Raw genomic sequence first — 17,606 nt, 5'->3', positions numbered from 1 at the left:
AGTGGCAGGGGGAAGGAGAGGGCTGCTTATGCCCCCACCTTGATGTCGAGCCAGCGGCGCGGCGTGCAGGTGGCCACGTCGCCCGCCCGCAGCAGAACCGTGGTGGTGCTCGCCTCCACGATCGCCGGCCCCGGCACTTCCTGTCCGGGGGTCAGATCGTCGAAGCCGTAGATCGGCGCGTCGACCCAGCCGTCGAGATAGATCGGACGCGTGCCCGTCGGCTCGGCCGGCGCCCCTCCCTGGGCTTCCGGTTCCTGTGGCGGGGCCGGGAGTTGACCGATGGCGGCGACCTTGGCGTTGACCAGAACCGGCGCACGGTCGGGCAGGCTGTAGGTGTAGAGCGCCTCGTGCCGCGCCTCGAACATCGCCTTCAGCCGGTCCAGCACGTCCGGCGCGTCCAGGTCCAGCTCGTCCAGCGGCACGTCGATCTCGTAGACCTGCTCGCCATAGCGCATGTCGGCGGAGCGCGAGGTCGTCACCGCGCCGTCGAACCAGGAGGAGAGGTAGTCGCGCCCTTCCTTCTCCATGCCCCGGAACAGGGCGCGCACCGCATCGGCCTGCAGGCCCTCGGTGTCGCCGATATGGGTGCGGATGGTCTCGTAGCGAAGGTCGGTGGTCAGCATGCCCCAGGCCGACAGCACCGAGGCGACCCGCGGCACGATCACGCGCTGCAAGTCGAGCATCCGGGCGAGGCCGGTCACATGCAGCCCGGCGGCGCCGCCGAAGCCGAACAGGGCGAAGCGGCGCGGATCCACGCCCCGGCGCACGGTGGCGAGACGGATGCCCTCCGCCATCTGGGTGTTCACCACCCGGTGCACGCCGGCGGCAGCCTCCACCATCGACACGCCCAGCGTCTCGCCGAGCCGTGTCAGGGCGGCTTCCGCGCCGGAGCGGTCGAGCTTGTCGGCGCCGCCAAGGAAGCCCGAGGGGTCGAGATAGCCGAGCACCACGTTGCTGTCGGTCACCGTCGGCTCGGTGCCGCCGCGGCCGTAGCAGACCGGGCCGGGCACCGCACCGGCACTGTGCGGACCGACCTGCAGCAGGCCGGCGCCGTCGACGCGGGCGATGGAGCCGCCGCCGGCGCCCAGCGTGACGATGTCGAGGCTCGGCAGGGCGATGCGCTCGCCGGCGATGGCCCGGTTGGAGGCGAGCGCGATCTCGCCCGCATCGACCAGGGAGATGTCCGAGGAGGTCCCGCCCATGTCGAACGGGATCAGATTCTCCACCCCGGTCAGCTCGGCGGCGTGGCGCGCGCCGGCAAGGCCGCCGGCCGGGCCGGACAGCACGGTGGCGACGGCCGAGCGGATGGCTTCGGAGATCGGCGCCACGCCGCCATGCGACAGCACGATCAGGGTGGCGTTTCTGTATCCCGCCTCGTCCAGCCTGGCCTCGAGGCGGCGCAGATAGCGCTGCAGGGCCGGGCCGACATAGCCGTTCACCACGGTTGTGGAGACCCGCTCGTACTCCTTGATCTGCGGCAACACGTCGGCCGACACGCAGACATAAGCGTCGGGCAGGGCGGCGCGGATCGCCTCGGCGGTCGCGCGCTCATGGGCGTCGTTGGCGTAGCTGTGCAGGTAGCAGACCGCCACAGACTCGACCTTTTCCGCCTTCAGCGTCTCGATGGCGGCGGCCAGCGACGCATCGTCAAGCGGCGCCTCCACTGAGCCGTCATGGCGCATGCGCTCCTTGACGCCGAGGCGCAGGTGGCGCGGCACCAGGGCCTCCTGGCGGGGCAGGCGCAGGTTGTAGCGGTCGGGCTTAAGCCCCTCGCGCATCTCCAGCACGTCGCGGTGCCCCTCGGTGGTCAGCAGGGCGAGCTTCGCCCCCTTGCGCTCCAGCAGGGCGTTGGTGGCGACCGTCATGCCGTGGACGATCCGCTCGGTCTTGGCCAGCAGGTCGGCGCGCGACAGGTCGAGCATCCCGGCCAGTTTCTCCAGCCCGTTCAGCAGGCCGATGGACTGGTCTTCCGGCGTGGACGGGGTCTTGGCGAAGGTCACGGTGCCGGCATCGTCGACCGCGACGAGGTCGGTGAAGGTGCCGCCGATATCGATGCCGATGCGATAGGTCATGGTGTCCTGAGTGGTCATGTCTGTGTCTGGCCCTCAGCGCTGGGCGAGGGGAGGAAGGCCGGCGCGCGTGTCGGCGGCGCGGTCCTCTGCGGTGCGCTTGGCGGGATCGCCCCAGCCGCCGCCGCCGGCGGACTGCACATGGAAGACCGAGCCGGCGGGAACCTGCAGTCCCTCGCGCTTGGTCTTCAGGACAACCGGCTCTCCCGACGGGGGGTGCATGGTGTAGAGGTGGACGGCGCCGTCCTCGCCGCCGGCGCGGCCCTTGGACGGCACCCGTGCGCCTTCGCCGGCCGTATTCACCACCGCGTCCTGCGCGGTCTCCAGGCGCAGGCGCAGCTCGCCGCCGGCCCCGCCGACATACTGGCCGTCGCCGCCGGAAGCCGGGCGGAACTCGTGGGTCTCGAAGAACAGCGGGAAGCGGGCCTCGGCCACTTCCACCGAGCCGAACTTGAGCCCGCCGGCCGAATGCCACTCGCCGGAACTGTGCCAGCCGTCGCCGCCCGGCGAGGCGCCGCCACCCGGACGGGCGTGGAACATGTGCCAGATGAACGGCCGGTCGCTGCCCGGATAGGTGCCCTTGATGGCGAGGCGGAAGCGCTTGCCCCAGCCGGCCATGGCCCGGTCGGGGCAGGCGGGGGCGATGGCGTCGACGATCGCCTCGACGATCTCCTGGCTGCAATGGGAGGTGCAGAGCGTGACCGGCGCGCCGGGCCGGGCCCAGACCACGGTGCCCTCCTTGGCGACCACCTCGATCGGCCGCATGGAGCCCTCGTTCTTCGGGATCTCCTTGTCCAGCAGGAAGGCGATGGCCATGGCCACGCCGGAGCGCATGTTGGCGAAGGAGGAGTTGATGAAGGAGGTGACCTGGGGCGACGACTCGGTCAGGTCGACCGAGATGCCGCCGCCCTTGATGGTCACGGTGGCGCGCACGACCACGTCGGTGTTGCCACGCCCGTCATCGTCCAGGGGCGCCTCGCCGCGATAGGTGCCCTCTTTCCAGGTGGAGATCACGGCGCGGGCCTGGCGCTCGGAGCCGTCGAGGATCTGGGAGACGGCGGCCAGGACGGTATCGGCGCCGAACTCCCCGATCAGCGCCTGCAGCCGGCGCTCGCCCAGATGGACGGAGCCGGTCTGCGCCGCCAGATCGCCCAGGAAGTCGCGAGGATGCCGGACGTTGATCGACAGCATGTGCAGCAGGTCTTCGCGGGTCTTGCCCCGGTCGGCGAGGCGGATCGGCGGGATGCGGATGCCTTCCTGCCAGATCTCGGTCGCCGCCGCGTTGTAGGCGCCGTGGGTCGCACCCCCGATATCGGAATGGTGGGCGCGGTTGACGGTCCAGAACACCAGCCGGTCGCCGGCGAAGACCGGCACGAAGGCGGTGACGTCCGGCAGGTGGCTGCCGCCGAAATACGGGTCGTTCAGCAGGAAGACGTCGCCCGGATGCACGTCCTCGCCGAAATACGCCACCACGGCCCGGGTCGCCCAGGGCATGGCGCCCACATGGACCGGGATGTGCTCCGCCTGGGCCACCAGATCGCCGTCGGCGGCGCAGATCGCCATGGAGAAGTCGCGGCTGGAATTCAGGATCTGGGAATAGGAGGTGCGGAGCATCGCTTCGCCCATCTCCTCGACGATGCCGACCAGCCGGTGCTGGACGACGGAGGTGGTGATGGGATCGATATCGGCTCGGGGTTCGGTCATCGCGGCGATCCGTTGGGACTGCGGGGAAGGGAGGGACCCGAGCTTAGGACCCCTGCTGCGGTGCGTCATCCCGTGAAAATGCGCCGTCGAGTGGATTGACGTGTGCGTCAAGATATCGGACGCTCTTCCCATGGCCGACCGTTACACCATGACCCAGCTCGTGCGCGAACTCGGGCTGACCAGCCGGGCGATCCGGTTCTACGAGCAGCAGGGGTTGATCTTTCCCGGCCGCAACGGGCGCTCCCGCGTCTTCTCCGGCAGCGACCGGACCCGGCTGATTCTGATCCAGCGCGGCCGGGGGCTCGGTTTCTCCATCGCCGAGATCCGCGAGATCCTCGATCTCTACGATCCGACCGAGGGCGAGCGGGCGCAGCTCGTCCACCTGCTGCGCAAGATCCGCGACCGCCGCGCCCAGCTCGAGGCGCAGCGCCGCGACATCGAGGCGATCGAGGCCGAGCTGGCGGTGCTGGAGAATACCTGCCTGGACCGTCTGTCGGAGGATGCGGCGTGACGGAACCTACTGACGCGGACGTCAAGAACCGGGTCGCCAACCCGGCCTATGCCGACCGGGTGCTGAGCTCCTTCGGACGCCAGGCCTTCATGCATTTCATCGGCGCCGAGATCAGCGAGGTGGCGCCGGGTGCGGTCGAGATCCGCCTTCCCTATCGCCCGGAGCTTGCGCAGCAGCACGGGTTCTTCCACGGTGGCATCGTCGGCACCCTGGCGGACAACGCCTGCGGCTATGCCAGCTTCTCGCTGGCCGCCGCCGACGCCTCGGTGCTGACGGTGGAGTACAAGCTGAACCTCATGGCGCCCGCCGCCGGCGATCTGCTGATCGCGCGCGGCCGGGTGCTGCGGCCGGGCCGGACCCTGGTGGTGGCCCAGGCCGACGTCTTCGCGGTTCGCGACGGCCGCGAGAAGCAGGTGGCGACCGCACTCGCCACCCTGATGCTGATGGCCGGGATGGCCGACGAACCGCATGCTCATAGCCCAGATAGCCACAAGTCCCCTGGAATGGACGGAACCCCATGATCCCCAACGACTATCCGAGCCTGAACTTCGATCTCGGCGAGACCGCCGACATGATGCGCGACAGCGTGCGCAGCTTCTCGGCCGACCAGATCGCGCCGCGCGCCGCCGAGATCGACCGCGAGAACACCTTCCCCCACGACCTTTGGCGCAAGATGGGCGAGGTCGGCGTGCTCGGCGTGACCGTAGGCGAGGAATACGGCGGCGCCGGCATGGGCTACCTGGAGCACTGCGTGGCGATGGAGGAGATCAGCCGCGCTTCGGGGTCGGTGGGCCTGAGCTACGGCGCCCATTCCAATCTCTGCGTCAACCAGATCAACCTGAACGGTACCGAGGACCAGAAGCAGCGCTACCTGCCGAAACTGATCAGCGGCGAGTATGTCGGCGCCCTGGCGATGAGCGAGCCGGGGGCCGGCTCCGACGTGGTGTCGATGAAGCTGCGGGCGGAGAAGAAGGGCGACCGCTACGTCCTCAACGGCTCCAAGATGTGGATCACCAACGGCCCGACCGCCGACGTGATCGTCGTCTATGCCAAGACCGATCCGGAGAAGCACCAGCACGGCATCACCGCCTTCCTGGTCGACACCAAGGCCAAGGGGTTCTCCGTCGCCCAGAAGCTCGACAAGCTCGGCATGCGCGGCTCTGACACCGGCGAGTTGGTGTTCGACAATGTGGAGGTGCCCGAGGAGAACGTGCTCGGCCAGCTCAATGGCGGGGTGCGGGTGTTGATGAGCGGCCTGGACTACGAGCGCGCGGTGCTCGCCGCCGGGCCGACCGGGCTGATGCAGGCGGCCATGGACGTGGTCCTCCCCTATGTCCACGAGCGCGAGCAGTTCGGCCGGCCGATCGGCACCTTCCAGATCATGCAGGCCAAGATCGCCGACATGTACGTGATCATGAACGCGGCCAAGTCCTACGTGTACACCGTCGCCAAGGCCTGCGACCGGGGCGAGGTCACCCGCAAGGACGCCGCCGGTGCGATCCTCTACGCGGCGGAGAAGGCGACCTGGATGGCGCTGGAGGCGATCCAGTGTCTGGGCGGCAACGGCTACACCAACGACTACCCGACCGGGCGGATCCTGCGCGACGCCAAGCTCTACGAGATCGGCGCTGGCACCAGCGAGGTCCGCCGCATGCTGATTGGCCGGGAGCTGTTCAAGGAGACGGCTTAGGAAACCAATCCACAGCCGTCATCCCGGACGGCCCCGGACCTGATCCGGGGACGGGCCGGGACCCAGCGGAGGCTTGGGGGGCATGGTCCTGACTTTCGTCAGGACGACGGGGTGGTTTCTACGCCACCCCCACCGTCATCCTGATGCACGTCAGGATCAAGCCGAGGACCCCGGGCAGCAAGGTCCCGGCCCGCTCCCGGATCAGGTCCGGGCGCGTCCGGGATGACGCTCGATTTATAATTTCGACCTGATCTTCTCCGCGATCTCGCGGTAGGTCGCGTCCGCCAGCAGCGGCAGCTTTGTTTCCGGCATCGGCGGCGGGCCGCCCCAGTACCCGTCGTCCCGGTACCGCGGGATGAGCTGCCAGTGCACGTGCGGCTCCACGTTGCCGAAATTGGAATAGTTGATCCGGTCCGGCCGGAACGCCGCGCGCACCGCCCGGCCCAGCCGCCGCAGGTCGTCGTTCAGGGCTGCATGGACGTCGCCCGGCACCTCAAGCACATCCACATAATGCGGCTTCAGCACCAGGATGCAGCGGCCGCGGAACGCCTGCTGGAAATGCACCACGGCGACCGAGTGCTCGAACTCCGCGATCCGGTTGGCGGCCTCGGCGCCGTTGCGGACGACATCGCAGAACAGGCAATCGGTCATGTTTTGTTCTCCTCTTGGGCGCGGCGATATGCTAGCACCGGATGGCAGATGTTCACGATCGTTCGGCCGGAGACCTTCCGATGGCACTCGACGACACCACGCCCCGCTGCACCTGGCCGGGCGAGCACGCCGATTACATCGCCTATCACGACGACGAATGGGGCCGGCCGGTGCGCGACGACATTCGGCTGTTCGAGAAGATCTGCCTGGAAGGGTTCCAGTCCGGCCTGTCCTGGCTGACCATCCTGCGCAAGCGCGAGGCGTTCCGTGCCGGCTTCGCCGGATTCGACTTCCGCGAGGTCGCCGGGTTCGGCGAGACGGATGTGGAGCGGCTGCTGGCCGACAAGGGCATCGTGCGCCACCAGGGCAAGATCCGCTCCACCATCAACAATGCCCAGCGGGCCGTGGAACTGGTGGCGGAGGCGGGATCGCTCGCCGCTTTCATCTGGAGCTTCGAACCCTCAGCCGAGGCCCGGCCCGACCGGTTCGACCGGGAGACCCTGAACACGATCACCATGTCGGACGCGTCAAAGGCCCTGTCCAAGGCGCTCAAGAAACGCGGCTGGAGCTTCGTCGGGCCGACCACGATGTATGCCTTCATGCAGTCGGTCGGCATCGTGAACGACCACCTGGACAGCTGCGCCTTCCGGGCGGCCTGCGAGCGCGACCGGGCGACCTTCGCGCGTCCCACCCTCTGAGACGGGAGACAAAACCATGATCGGCCGACGCATCTATTCCGGCGCCCCGTTCGAGGAGATGGCCGGGTACGCCCGGGCGGTGGTGGATCCGCCCTATGTCTTCGTGTCCGGCACCACCGGGTTCGACCCGGACACGCTGGAGTTTCCCGAGGACGTGGAGAGCCAGTGCGAGAACTGCTTCCGTATCATCGAGCGGGCGCTGACCCAGGCCGGCTCGCGGATGGACCATATGATCCGGGTGCGGGTCTTCGTGGCCACGCGGGAGGAGTTCGAGCGGATCAAGCCGATCATCAAGCGCCACTGCGACGCCGCGCGACCGGCCAACACGACCATCCTGGCGGAGCTGGCCGAGCCGTATATGCGGGTCGAAGTGGAGGTGACGGCGAAGCTGGAGGATAACCGCCGTTAATCGGGGTGGCGCCAACCCCGCCGCCGACGGCGGCTACCAACCCCGCCGCCGGCGGCGGCTGCCAACCCGTCTAGCCTCCGCCCCCAAGGGCTTGTTAGGCTCCGCCGTCTAAACAGAGGGCTGACGGCATGAGCGACGGCGCAACCACCATTCCCGCCCGCAAGGGCAAGGCCGCCCGGCTGTCCGCCGGGCAGGCGATCAAGGTCATCAACACGCCGGGATCCCAGGTGGTCGATACCTGGGCTTTCGTCGAGGACGACATGACCGAGTTCATGTCGATGGAACACAGCAGGGCCTACATGAACCGGCTGACGCCCAAGACCGGCGACACCCTGGTCACCAATCACCGGCGGCCGATCCTGATGCTGGTGGAGGATACCTCCGGCGAAGTGCACGACACCTTCATCGCCGCCTGCGACCGCTGGCGCTACGAAGGCCTGGGCGTGGAGGGCTTCCACGACAGCTGCCAGGACAATCTGCACAACGCGCTGCAGGGGATCGGCTTGGAATCGGCCGAGACGCCGAGCCCGCTGAACCTGTTCATGAACATTCCCTGGGATACGGAGGGCAAGATCGACTGGAAGCCGCCGGTGAGCGAACCGGGCGGCTATGTCGTGCTGAAGGCGCTGGTCGACTGCGTCATGGTCTTCTCCTCCTGTCCCCAGGACATCATCCCGATCAACGGGATCAACTGCACCCCGCAGGATGCGCATTTCGTCGTGACCGACGGCGCCGCATTCTGAGCCTGAACAGCGAGAGGGAGACATCATGCCAACAGTCCTGATCACCGGCGCGAACCGAGGGATCGGCCTCGAACTCGCCCGCCAATACGCGGCCGACGGCTGGCGGGTCATCGCGACCTGCCGCAACCCGGGCGCGGCCGACGAGCTGAACGAGATCGACGGCGATATAGACGTCTATCCGCTGGACGTGGACGACACCTCGACCCTGGACGCGCTGGTCATCAGCCTGAAGGGACAGACGATCGACGTTCTGTTCAACAATGCCGGCATCAACATCAACAAGGTGCCGTCGGTCGGCGACATCGACTACGACGCCTGGGCGAAGACCATGGAGACCAACGTCTTCGCGCCGATCCGCGTAGCCTGGGCCTTCAAGGACAACGTGCTCGACAGCTCCCGGAAGGTGGTGGCCTTCACCAGCTCGCTGATGGGCTCGATCGAGCGCAACGGCGGCGGAAATGCCGTCTACCGGTCGTCCAAGACCGCACTGAACATGGCCGCCCATTGCCTGTCGCTGGAACTGGCCGACAAGGGGGTGACGGTGGCCCTGCTGCACCCGGGTCATGTGCGCACCGACATGGGCGGGCCGAACGCGCCGGTGACCGCGGTGGACAGCGCCGCCGGGATGCGCAATGTCATCGCCAACCTGACGCCGGAAGACAACGGCTGCTTCCGCAACTACGACGGCACCGCGTTCCCCTGGTAAGGAGGCGGGCCGCATCTGGGAGGACCTGACATGACCGAGGCTGATACGGCGGAGGACGAGCCTAAGGGGCCGATCGACTTCTATTTCGACTTCTCCTCGCCCTACGGCTACCTGGCCGCGCACAAGATCGACGAGATGGCCGGGCTCTACGACCGCGCGGTCGACTGGAAGCCGGTGCTGCTCGGCGTGATCTTCAAGACCACCGGCGCCCAGCCGCTGCTCGACATCCCGATCAAGGGCGTCTACGCCCGGCGCGACATGGAGCGCACGGCCCGGATGATGGGCCTGCCCTTCACCCTGCCGGAGGTCATGCCCTTCCCGTCGATCTCGGCCGCGCGGGCGGTCTATTGGGTCAAGGATCAGGACCCGGCCAAGGCGGTGGCCCTGGTCAAGGCGCTGTATGACGAGGCCTTCGCCAAGGGCGGCGACATCCGCGACGCCGAGGCGGTGGTGCGTGTCGCCGGCGAGACCGGCATCGACCCGGCGGCCCTGTCCGCGGCGCTGGGCGAGCCGGCGGTGAAGGAGCGGCTGAAGACCGAGATCGAATCGGCGATGCAGGCCGGCGTCTGCGGCTCGCCGTTCTTCGTGGTCGATGGCGAGCCGTTCTGGGGCGCCGATCGCCTGGATCATGTCGAGCGCTGGCTCGCCACCGGAGGCTGGTAGGCCCGTGTCCGTCATCCGCTCAACCGTCGACACCCGCTCGGACGCCTTCAGGCAGAACGCCGAGCGGACCTCCGCCCTGGTGGAGGAACTGCGCGAGAAGGTTCATGCGGTGAAGCTCGGCGGTGGCGAACGGGCGCGCGAGCGGCACCTGTCCCGCGGCAAGCTGCTGCCCCGCGACCGGGTGCGGTCGCTGCTCGATCCGGGCGCACCGTTCCTGGAGTTCAGCCAGCTCGCGGCCGACGGCATGTATGGCGGCGATGTCCCCGGGGCCGGCATCGTCACCGGCATCGGCCGGGTCGGCGGGCGCGAATGCGTGGTGGTCTGCAACGACGCCACGGTGAAGGGCGGCACCTACTACCCGATTACCGTGAAGAAGCATCTGCGGGCCCAGGACATCGCGCGGGAGAACAACCTGCCCTGCGTCTATCTGGTGGACAGCGGTGGGGCGAACCTGCCGAACCAGGACGAGGTGTTCCCCGACCGCGACCATTTCGGCCGCATCTTCTACAATCAGGCCCAGATGTCGGCGGAAGGCATCCCGCAGATCGCGGTGGTGATGGGAAGCTGCACCGCCGGCGGCGCCTATGTGCCGGCCATGGCCGACGAGAGCATCATCGTGAAGGGGCAGGGGACGATCTTCCTCGGCGGTCCGCCCCTGGTGAAGGCGGCCACCGGCGAGGTGGTGTCGGCCGAGGATCTCGGCGGCGCCGACGTCCATTCCCGGATCTCCGGCGTGACTGACCACATGGCACAGAACGATCCCCATGCCCTTAGCCTCGCGCGGCGGATCGTGGAGAACCTGAACCGGCGCAAGCCGGCCAATGTGGAGAGGCGCGACCCGGAGCCGCCGGCCTACGACCCGGCCGAGCTCTACGGCATCATGCCGGACGACCTGCGCAAGCCGATCGAGATCCGCGAGGTGATCGCCCGCATCGTCGACGGCAGCGAGTTGGACGAGTTCAAGCCGCTCTACGGCACCTCCCTGGTCACCGGCTTCGCGCGGATCCACGGCTATCCGATCGGCATCGTCGCCAATAACGGCATCCTGTTCTCCGAATCCGCCCAGAAGGGCGCGCATTTCATCGAGCTCTGCGCCCAGCGCGGTATCCCGCTGCTGTTCCTGCAGAACATCACCGGCTTCATGGTCGGCCGGAAATACGAGGCCGGCGGCATCGCCAAGGACGGCGCCAAGCTGGTGACGGCGGTGGCGACGGCGGCCGTGCCGAAATTCACCGTGATCGTCGGCGGCTCGTTCGGGGCCGGGAACTACGGCATGTGCGGCCGGGCCTTCGGGCCGCGGATGCTCTACACGTGGCCGACCGCGCGGATCTCGGTCATGGGCGGCGAACAGGCGGCCAATGTGCTGGGCCAGGTCCGGCGCGACGGGCTGGAGTCACGGGGCGAGAGCTGGAGCGCGGAAGACGAGGAAGCCTTCAAGGCGCCGATCCGCGAGCAGTACGAGACCCAGGGCCATCCATATTACGCGACGGCCCGGTTGTGGGACGACGGCATCCTCGACCCGGCGGAGACCCGCACGGTGCTCGCCCTGTCCCTGTCGGCGGCGCTGAACCGGGAAATCGGCCAGACGAAGTTCGGCGTATTCCGGATGTAATCCGGCGCGATCTCGCGCTCCAAGCTCGTTCCCGGCCTTGTTTGCGGCAGACCGCGATGACAAGTGTTGGCCAAAGAAGATTTCAGACAGGGACACCGCAATGCTTCGCTACGACATCAAGCGCCCGGAGACCATCCAGCTCGAGCATGACGACAGGGGGGTGGTCCGGCTCACCCTGAACCGGCCGGATATCCGCAACGCCTTCGACGACGTGCTGATCCAGGACCTGACGGAAACCCTGGAACGGCTGGCGGGCGACAGCTCCATCAAGGCGCTGGTGGTGACCGGCGCGGGGGCCGCCTTCTCGGCCGGCGCGGAGATCGGCTGGATGAAGAAGGCCGGCGGCCAGGGCGATCACGACAACTTCCAGGACGCGATGAAGCTGGCCGGCCTGATGAAGCGGCTGGACAGGATGCCGATGGCGACCATCGCCCGGGTCAACGGGGCGGCGCTGGGCGGTGGCGTCGGGCTGACGGCGACCTGCGACATGGCCGTGGCGGTCAGCGACGCCATTTTCGCCTTCAGCGAGGTCAAGCTCGGCATCATACCGGGCGCCATCAGCCCGTATTCCCTGCGGGCCATCGGCGAGCGCGCGGCGCGGCGCTATTTTCTCACCGGAGAGCGCTTCGATGCCGAGGAGGCGTTGCGCATCGGTCTGGTGCACCAGGTCGTCGCCGATGAGGCGGCGCTGGACGAGGCGGTCGACAGCCTGCTGAAGCACATCACCGGCTCCGGCCCGACGGCGGTGCGGGCCTCCAAGGACCTGATCGGTCACGTGGCCGGCAAGCCGATCGACGATCTGCTGGTGCGCGACACCGCCCAGCGGATCGCCCATCAGCGCGCCTCGCGGGAGGCGAAGGAAGGCCTCAGCGCATTCCTGGAGAAGCGCAAGCCGGAGTGGTGAAGGCCCCCGCCGCGGACCTTATTCCGTGGTCGTACCGCCCTGGATCGGTGCCGGCGCCACGTCCGGCGGCGTCGACTTCGACTTGTCGATCTCGCCGATCTTCTGCTGGAGCTCCTCGATCTTCTCCGCGAAAAGGTCGGTTTCGGTGTCCAGGTTCTCCGCCTGGAGATACTTGGCGAGGGCGTCCTCGTACTCGCCCATGGCGGCCAGACTCTCGCCCCAGCTCGCCAGGAATTCCGCGCCTTCCATATTGAGGCGCGCCGCGGTCTCGAAACGCTCCACCGCCAGCGGCATATTGCCGGCCTTGGCCAGGCCGCGGGCGAAGCTGACGAATTCCTGGCCCACGTCGCTGTCCAGGGCCAGGGCTTCTTCGTAGCGCTTCTGCGCGGCGTCCTCCTGATCCAGACGGCGCAGCACATCGCCCAGGAAGGCGGTGGCGACGGCGTCCTTGCCGCTGATCTCGTTGGCGGTCTGAAGATCTTCGAAGGCGGCGCGGGCGTCTCCGGCATTCAGGTTGGCGAGGCCGCGGATCGTGTGGCCGACGCGAACATTGGCCTGGGTGCAGATGAAGGTCGGCGCGCTGTCGCAGCCGCGCAACAGGGCGGAGGTGGTGGCGATCGTCTCCGAATAGTCTCCGACCCGCGAATCAGCGACCAGGTCGTGGGCCGCTCCCTCGAACGGGGACAGGAACGAGATCGTGTGATGGGCCAGGGTCTCGAAGAGCTGCTCGGTGCTTTGAGTGTCCAGTTTGCCGGATCGCATGGTCGGCCCGTAGAGGGCATGGTTGCCGCGGACCCGCCAAAAGGCGGTCTTGTCGCGCTGGATGACCTCCAGCTCGATGCGCGGCGGCGCCAGGCCGAAGCTTTCCTGGCCGGCGCGGATCAGCTCGGTCACGCCGAAATAGCTGGCGACCTCTTCGGCCGGCGTGACCTTTCCGGTCTTCACGACGTCGGTCTGGGATTCCGATGCGGTCTCGAGCCGGATGTCGTCGATCTGATCGATCACATGATTGACGAAGATCTTCGGCGTGTAGCCCTGGTCGGCCAGATAGGGCGGGATCGCCTCGGCCTCGATCTCCCAAAGCCCGAAATAGGCGTAGGTGCTGAGCGCTAGTACCCCTGCATAGACCGAGATGCCATACGCGATGAGCGAGAAGTCCATGCGATCCCCCTTGCGATCTCGGTCGAACCGGCGCCCTGCCGGTGTCGTGTGATGTAGAACCGCAACGCTTGGGACTGGCGGCGGTTGCGACGGCTGCTCCGATTTTAGCAGATCGCGGCGGCTTTAAGAGGCTCGACAATAGCGCAGGGAGAGGCAGGACATTCCGCCATCCACCTTCGCCGCTTCGGAATTCGGCAGCGCCACGACCCGGTACCCCGCCTGGTTCAGGAGTTCCGCGGTGCGGGGGTAGCCGGCCGGGAGCAGAACCACGTCGTTGACGCGCACCGCATTGGCCGCCGCCTCTTCGCCCTCGGCCACGTGGATCAGGCGGTAGCCGTCCAGATGGCCGCCGGCGGCGAGGCGCCGCGTGGTCAGGATCGTTTCGCCGTCCAGCAACCCGCAATCGGTCTTGAAGTGCAGCACCTCGGGCGGGGTGGCGAGTTCGCGCACGGTGTAGCCCCAGTCGCGTACCACCTCCCGCAATGCCTCGATCCCGGCGCCGTTGGTCCGCGCCGACCGGCCGACCAGGATCTCCCGGTCGGTCACCAGCACGTCGCCGCCCTCGATCCGTCCATGCCCGTGGTCGCCCAGCGAGGGCAGGTGGCGCACCTCGTCGAACGCCTCGCGCAGCGCGGGCTCGATCATCACCGCCTCGCCGAGCCGGGTCGGGGCGCCCGGCCGCATCACCACGGCCCCCTCGGGGAGACACAGGGCGGCGTCCTCCACGAACACGCTGTCCGGAAACTCCTGCAGCGGACCCAGAACCGTCGTCGCCAGCCCCGCCGCCTCCAGCGCGTCGCGATAGGCGGCGTGCTGCGCCCGGAACAAAGCCACATCCGGCGCACCGGTATCCACCGCGCGCAAACCGTCGACGATGCTGTCGACAGGTTCCCGCAGGAGGGCATGGGTGAAGCGGAAGGAGCGTCCGGGCGTGGGCATGGGGCGACTCGCGGTCGGAATGGGGTGATCTCATATGTCCGAGTCGGGCCGCCTTCGTCCACTACCCCGTGCGGAACCGGCCGGGATCGCCGCCGCGGCGACCGGTCCGATCGCCCCTCCCATAGTGCCCTTTGAATTCCCGGCTCCGCCTTCTTATGCTCAGCGTCCCGTGACGCCTGGGACCTTAGCCGATGTTCTCCAGCCTGCTGATCGCCAACCGCGGCGAGATCGCTGTGCGGATCGCCCGCACCGCCCGCGCCATGGGCCTGCGCACGATCGCCGTCTTCTCCGATGCGGATCGGGACGCCCCCCATGTACGCGCCTGCGACGAGGCCTGGCCGATCGGCCCGGCGCCCGCGGCCGAGAGCTATCTGGTCGCCGAGCGCATCCTGGAGGTGGCCCGCCGCGCTGGCGCCGAGGCGATCCACCCGGGCTACGGGTTCCTGTCGGAAAACGCCGGCTTCGCCGAGGCCTGTGCCACGGCCGGCATCGCCTTCGTCGGCCCGCCGGCCGGCGCGATCGAGGCCATGGGCTCCAAGGCCGGAGCCAAGGCGCTGATGGAGAAGGCGGGGGTGCCGCTGGTCCCCGGCTATCATGGCGACGACCAGTCCGTTGAGCGCCTGTCCGCGGCGGCCAGGGACATCGGCTTCCCCGTGCTGCTCAAGGCGTCGGCCGGCGGCGGCGGCAAGGGGATGCGGGTCGTGCGCGGCGCCGACGAGCTGAAAGCCGCCATCGAAGGCGCCCAGCGCGAGGGCAAGGCGTCCTTCGGCGACGACCGGCTGATCGTGGAGAAGTACCTGGAACGGCCGCGGCACGTGGAGGTCCAGGTCTTCGCCGACAGCCACGGCAACACCGTTCACCTGTTCGAGCGCGACTGCTCGGCCCAGCGCCGTCACCAGAAAATCCTGGAGGAGGCCCCGGCCCCCGATCTCGATCCGGACCTGCGCCGGGAGATGGGGGCGTCGGCCGTCGCCGCGGCCGAGGCGGTCGGCTATGTCGGCGCCGGCACGGTCGAGTTCATCATGGACTCATCCGGGTCGTTCCATTTCATGGAGATGAACACCCGCCTGCAGGTCGAGCATCCGGTGACCGAGCTGATCACCGGTCTGGACCTCGTCGCCCTGCAGCTCCGGGTCGCCGCCGGCGAGGCGCTGCCGTTCGGTCAGGACGACCTGAGCATCACCGGCCATGCGGTGGAGGTTCGGCTCTATGCCGAGGATCCGGCGCGGGACTTCATGCCCCAGACCGGCCGGCTGGTGCACCTGCGGTTCCCGGAGGGCGAGGGGGTCCGGGTCGATTCTGGTGTCGAGCAGGGCGGGGTGGTGAGCGTCCATTACGACCCGATGATCGCCAAGGTCATCGCCCATGGGGCCGACCGCCGCCAGGCCCTGGCCCGGCTCGCCGCCGCTCTGGGCCGCACCGAGGTGGTCGGCGTCACCACCAACCGCGATTTCCTGAAGACCCTGGTCGAGCATCCCGAGGTGGTGGCCGGACCGATCGATACCGGCTTCGTCGGCCGCGAGATCGACAGCCTGGCGCCGCCTCCTCCGGCCGCGCCCGACGGGGTGCTGGCCCTTGCCGGGCTGGCCGAGATGCGGGCCCTGGCCGCCGCGGCCTCGGCCCGGGCGGCGGCGACCGGCGATCCTCAGTCGCCCTGGGCCCGGGCCGATGCCTGGCGCCTGAACGACCGAGCCCACCACACCCTGCGTTTCCGCCAGGGCGAGGATGAGGTGGCGGTGGACATGCATGCCGACAGGGTCGGCTGGCGCGCCGATATCGCGGGCCGGTCGGTCTCGATCGCGGCGGATGACGGCCCGGACGGCGCCCTGCTGGCCACCATCGACAGGGTGCGCCGGCCGGTGCGGGTCGTCGCCGACCGGGACCGCCGGACGGTTCTGGCCGAGGGACGTTCCTGGACGATGGTTCTGGTCGACCCGCTGGCCGGCATCGACGACGCGGCGGAAGCCGGCGGGCGGCTGGTCGCGCCGATGCCGGCCAAGGTGGCCTCCGTCGCCGTGTCCGAGGGCGATGCGGTGAAGAAGGGAACCACGCTCATCGTCCTGGAGGCGATGAAGATGGAGCACACCATCTCCGCGCCGGCCGACGGAACGGTCGCCGGCCTGCCTGTCGCCGCCGGCGATCTGGTGGAGGAGGGGGCCGATCTGGTGGTCTTCGAGGCTGACGGCGACAAACCGGAGAAAGGCGCGTGACCGCCTCGCTCCGCCACACCGTCACAATCGTCATCCTGGCGGCGAGCTCCTGCACCCTGTGGTTCATGCCGGTGCCCGAGGGGGCGTCGCCGGAGATCATGCGCGCCGCCGCCCTGGTGGTGCTGGCGATCGGCGCCTGGGCCTCGGTGCTGCTGCCCGAGCATCTGGTGGCCGTGGCGTTCTTCCTCGCTGCCATGATCCTGCACGTCTCCAGCCCGCCGGTGATCTTCTCCGGTTTCGCCAGCCCGGCCTTCTGGCTGGTGTTCGGCGGGCTGATCATCGGTGCCGCGGTCGACCGCACGGGGCTCGGCGGGCGCATCGCCCGCACCCTGGTGCGGCGCTTTACCGGCGGCTATCTGGCGACGGTGGCCGGCGTGGTCACGGTCTGTCTGGCGCTCGGTTTCCTGATGCCGTCGACCATGGGGCGGCTGGTGCTGCTGCTGCCGATCGTGCTCGCCCTGGCCGACCGGCTCGGCTACCTGGCCGGATCGCGGGGGCGCACCGGACTGGTGATCGCCACCGGCTTCGGCTCCTATCTCGGTCCCGTGGCCATCCTGCCGGCCAATGTGCCGAACAACGTGCTGCTCGGCGCCGCCCAGACCTTCCACGGCATCCAGATCCAGTATTTCGACTGGCTGCTGATCCACTTCCCGGTGCTCGGCCTGCTGAAATCGATCCTGCTGGTCCTGGTGGTCTGGCGCCTGTTCAACGACACGCCGATCCGCGGCGAAGAGGCGGCGGAGGAAGCGTCGGAGCCGTCCTACTGGAGCCGCGACGAGCAGCGGCTGGCCCTGCTGCTGGCCGCCGCCCTGGCCCTGTGGGCGACCGACGCGGTGCACGGCGTCTCACCTGCCTGGATCAGTCTGGCGGCCGGCCTGATCTGTCTGCTGCCGGTGGTCGGGCTCGTGCCGCCCCAGACCTTCCGCGACAAGGTGC

General features: G+C 68.7%; 17 protein-coding genes (1 of these 17 running past the window's edge). 12 read left to right on the top strand and 5 right to left on the bottom strand.

Features of this window, described 5'->3' with window-relative positions; all coding sequences use genetic code 11:
* Positions 1 to 26 precede the first annotated feature (26 nt).
* Complete coding sequence (locus tag BLS34_RS18975) at positions 27 to 2,090, bottom strand: hydantoinase/oxoprolinase family protein (RefSeq protein WP_245702060.1); 2,064 nt, start codon at positions 2,088 to 2,090, stop codon at positions 27 to 29.
* Between the two features lie 15 nt (positions 2,091 to 2,105).
* Positions 2,106 to 3,773, bottom strand: a complete 1,668-nt coding sequence (locus BLS34_RS18970) for a hydantoinase B/oxoprolinase family protein (RefSeq protein WP_093152851.1) — start codon at positions 3,771 to 3,773, stop codon at positions 2,106 to 2,108.
* A 130-nt stretch (positions 3,774 to 3,903) separates the two neighbouring features.
* Here BLS34_RS18970 and BLS34_RS18965 point away from each other — a divergent pair, with 130 nt between their 5' ends.
* From BLS34_RS18965 to BLS34_RS18955, 3 genes are read left to right on the top strand one after another with little or no spacing between them, the layout of a single operon-like run.
* A complete protein-coding gene (locus BLS34_RS18965) occupies positions 3,904 to 4,284 on the top strand; it encodes a MerR family transcriptional regulator (protein ID WP_093152849.1) in 381 nt (126 codons plus the stop codon).
* Positions 4,281 to 4,805 carry a PaaI family thioesterase gene (locus BLS34_RS18960; RefSeq protein WP_245702051.1) on the top strand — a complete coding sequence of 175 codons (525 nt, stop codon included), beginning with the start codon at positions 4,281 to 4,283 and terminating at the stop codon, positions 4,803 to 4,805. The genes BLS34_RS18965 and BLS34_RS18960 overlap by 4 nt, the downstream gene beginning before the upstream one ends.
* On the top strand, positions 4,802 to 5,974 hold the full coding sequence (locus BLS34_RS18955; protein ID WP_093152846.1) for an isovaleryl-CoA dehydrogenase: 1,173 nt from the start codon (positions 4,802 to 4,804) through the stop codon (positions 5,972 to 5,974). Before BLS34_RS18960 ends, BLS34_RS18955 begins: the two co-directional genes overlap by 4 nt.
* Positions 5,975 to 6,208: 234 nt before the next feature.
* On the opposite strand, the gene BLS34_RS18950 is transcribed toward BLS34_RS18955, so the two are convergent.
* Positions 6,209 to 6,625, bottom strand: a complete 417-nt coding sequence (locus BLS34_RS18950; RefSeq protein WP_093152844.1) for an HIT family protein — start codon at positions 6,623 to 6,625, stop codon at positions 6,209 to 6,211.
* 80 nt (positions 6,626 to 6,705) lie between these two features.
* Between BLS34_RS18950 and BLS34_RS18945 the strand changes: the two genes are divergently transcribed.
* The 7 genes from BLS34_RS18945 to BLS34_RS18915 all read left to right on the top strand — a co-directional run bounded on the left by BLS34_RS18945 (position 6,706) and on the right by BLS34_RS18915 (position 12,360).
* Positions 6,706 to 7,323, top strand: coding sequence for a DNA-3-methyladenine glycosylase I (locus tag BLS34_RS18945; protein ID WP_215906164.1), 618 nt, complete (start codon positions 6,706 to 6,708; stop codon positions 7,321 to 7,323).
* A gap of 16 nt (positions 7,324 to 7,339) precedes the next feature.
* The gene (locus BLS34_RS18940; protein ID WP_028794975.1) at positions 7,340 to 7,732 is read left to right on the top strand and encodes a RidA family protein; all 393 of its coding nucleotides are present in this window, start codon (positions 7,340 to 7,342) and stop codon (positions 7,730 to 7,732) included.
* Positions 7,733 to 7,860: 128 nt separating this feature from the next.
* Entirely contained in the window at positions 7,861 to 8,475 is a 615-nt protein-coding gene (locus BLS34_RS18935) for a DUF1989 domain-containing protein (RefSeq protein WP_093152839.1), read from the top strand.
* Positions 8,476 to 8,500: 25 nt separating this feature from the next.
* Entirely contained in the window at positions 8,501 to 9,181 is a 681-nt protein-coding gene (locus BLS34_RS18930) for an SDR family oxidoreductase (protein ID WP_093152836.1), read from the top strand.
* Positions 9,182 to 9,211: 30 nt separating this feature from the next.
* The gene (locus tag BLS34_RS18925; RefSeq protein WP_093152833.1) at positions 9,212 to 9,844 is read left to right on the top strand and encodes a 2-hydroxychromene-2-carboxylate isomerase; all 633 of its coding nucleotides are present in this window, start codon (positions 9,212 to 9,214) and stop codon (positions 9,842 to 9,844) included.
* A gap of 4 nt (positions 9,845 to 9,848) precedes the next feature.
* Positions 9,849 to 11,456, top strand: coding sequence for a carboxyl transferase domain-containing protein (locus BLS34_RS18920; RefSeq protein WP_093152831.1), 1,608 nt, complete (start codon positions 9,849 to 9,851; stop codon positions 11,454 to 11,456).
* Between the two features lie 100 nt (positions 11,457 to 11,556).
* The gene (locus BLS34_RS18915; RefSeq protein WP_038015119.1) at positions 11,557 to 12,360 is read left to right on the top strand and encodes an enoyl-CoA hydratase-related protein; all 804 of its coding nucleotides are present in this window, start codon (positions 11,557 to 11,559) and stop codon (positions 12,358 to 12,360) included.
* Positions 12,361 to 12,378: 18 nt separating this feature from the next.
* On the opposite strand, the gene BLS34_RS18910 is transcribed toward BLS34_RS18915, so the two are convergent.
* Both BLS34_RS18910 and BLS34_RS18905 read right to left on the bottom strand, forming a co-directional pair.
* A complete protein-coding gene (locus BLS34_RS18910; RefSeq protein ID WP_093152828.1) occupies positions 12,379 to 13,521 on the bottom strand; it encodes a tetratricopeptide repeat protein in 1,143 nt (380 codons plus the stop codon).
* Between the two features lie 123 nt (positions 13,522 to 13,644).
* Positions 13,645 to 14,460 (bottom strand): dimethylarginine dimethylaminohydrolase family protein, encoded by an 816-nt coding sequence (locus tag BLS34_RS18905; protein WP_093152826.1) that lies wholly within the window; start codon positions 14,458 to 14,460, stop codon positions 13,645 to 13,647.
* A 191-nt stretch (positions 14,461 to 14,651) separates the two neighbouring features.
* Here BLS34_RS18905 and BLS34_RS18900 point away from each other — a divergent pair, with 191 nt between their 5' ends.
* Together BLS34_RS18900 and BLS34_RS18895 are read left to right on the top strand one after the other, a co-directional pair.
* Positions 14,652 to 16,670, top strand: coding sequence for an acetyl/propionyl/methylcrotonyl-CoA carboxylase subunit alpha (locus tag BLS34_RS18900; RefSeq protein ID WP_093152823.1), 2,019 nt, complete (start codon positions 14,652 to 14,654; stop codon positions 16,668 to 16,670).
* Positions 16,667 to 17,606 carry the 5' portion of an SLC13 family permease gene (locus BLS34_RS18895; protein ID WP_245702050.1) on the top strand. 455 nt of this gene lie beyond the right edge of the window, so only the first 940 of its 1,395 coding nucleotides appear in the window; the start codon lies at positions 16,667 to 16,669; the stop codon falls past the right edge of the window. Before BLS34_RS18900 ends, BLS34_RS18895 begins: the two co-directional genes overlap by 4 nt.

It is taken from the genome of Thalassobaculum litoreum DSM 18839 (assembly GCF_900102465.1).
In the GTDB taxonomy this organism is placed as follows: domain Bacteria; phylum Pseudomonadota; class Alphaproteobacteria; order Thalassobaculales; family Thalassobaculaceae; genus Thalassobaculum; species Thalassobaculum litoreum.
The sequence above is the reverse complement of the archived record's forward strand: the minus strand, read 5'-3'. Positions and strand labels throughout refer to the sequence as shown.

Coding starts and splice junctions, on each gene's coding strand:
- BLS34_RS18975 (WP_245702060.1), bottom strand. CDS start 2,090: ATGACCACTCAGGACACCATGACCTATCGCATCGGCATCGATATCGGC.
- BLS34_RS18970 (WP_093152851.1), bottom strand. CDS start 3,773: ATGACCGAACCCCGAGCCGATATCGATCCCATCACCACCTCCGTCGTC.
- BLS34_RS18965 (WP_093152849.1), top strand. CDS start 3,904: ATGGCCGACCGTTACACCATGACCCAGCTCGTGCGCGAACTCGGGCTG.
- BLS34_RS18955 (WP_093152846.1), top strand. CDS start 4,802: ATGATCCCCAACGACTATCCGAGCCTGAACTTCGATCTCGGCGAGACC.
- BLS34_RS18950 (WP_093152844.1), bottom strand. CDS start 6,625: ATGACCGATTGCCTGTTCTGCGATGTCGTCCGCAACGGCGCCGAGGCC.
- BLS34_RS18945 (WP_215906164.1), top strand. CDS start 6,706: ATGGCACTCGACGACACCACGCCCCGCTGCACCTGGCCGGGCGAGCAC.
- BLS34_RS18940 (WP_028794975.1), top strand. CDS start 7,340: ATGATCGGCCGACGCATCTATTCCGGCGCCCCGTTCGAGGAGATGGCC.
- BLS34_RS18935 (WP_093152839.1), top strand. CDS start 7,861: ATGAGCGACGGCGCAACCACCATTCCCGCCCGCAAGGGCAAGGCCGCC.
- BLS34_RS18930 (WP_093152836.1), top strand. CDS start 8,501: ATGCCAACAGTCCTGATCACCGGCGCGAACCGAGGGATCGGCCTCGAA.
- BLS34_RS18925 (WP_093152833.1), top strand. CDS start 9,212: ATGACCGAGGCTGATACGGCGGAGGACGAGCCTAAGGGGCCGATCGAC.
- BLS34_RS18915 (WP_038015119.1), top strand. CDS start 11,557: ATGCTTCGCTACGACATCAAGCGCCCGGAGACCATCCAGCTCGAGCAT.
- BLS34_RS18910 (WP_093152828.1), bottom strand. CDS start 13,521: ATGGACTTCTCGCTCATCGCGTATGGCATCTCGGTCTATGCAGGGGTA.
- BLS34_RS18905 (WP_093152826.1), bottom strand. CDS start 14,460: ATGCCCACGCCCGGACGCTCCTTCCGCTTCACCCATGCCCTCCTGCGG.
- BLS34_RS18900 (WP_093152823.1), top strand. CDS start 14,652: ATGTTCTCCAGCCTGCTGATCGCCAACCGCGGCGAGATCGCTGTGCGG.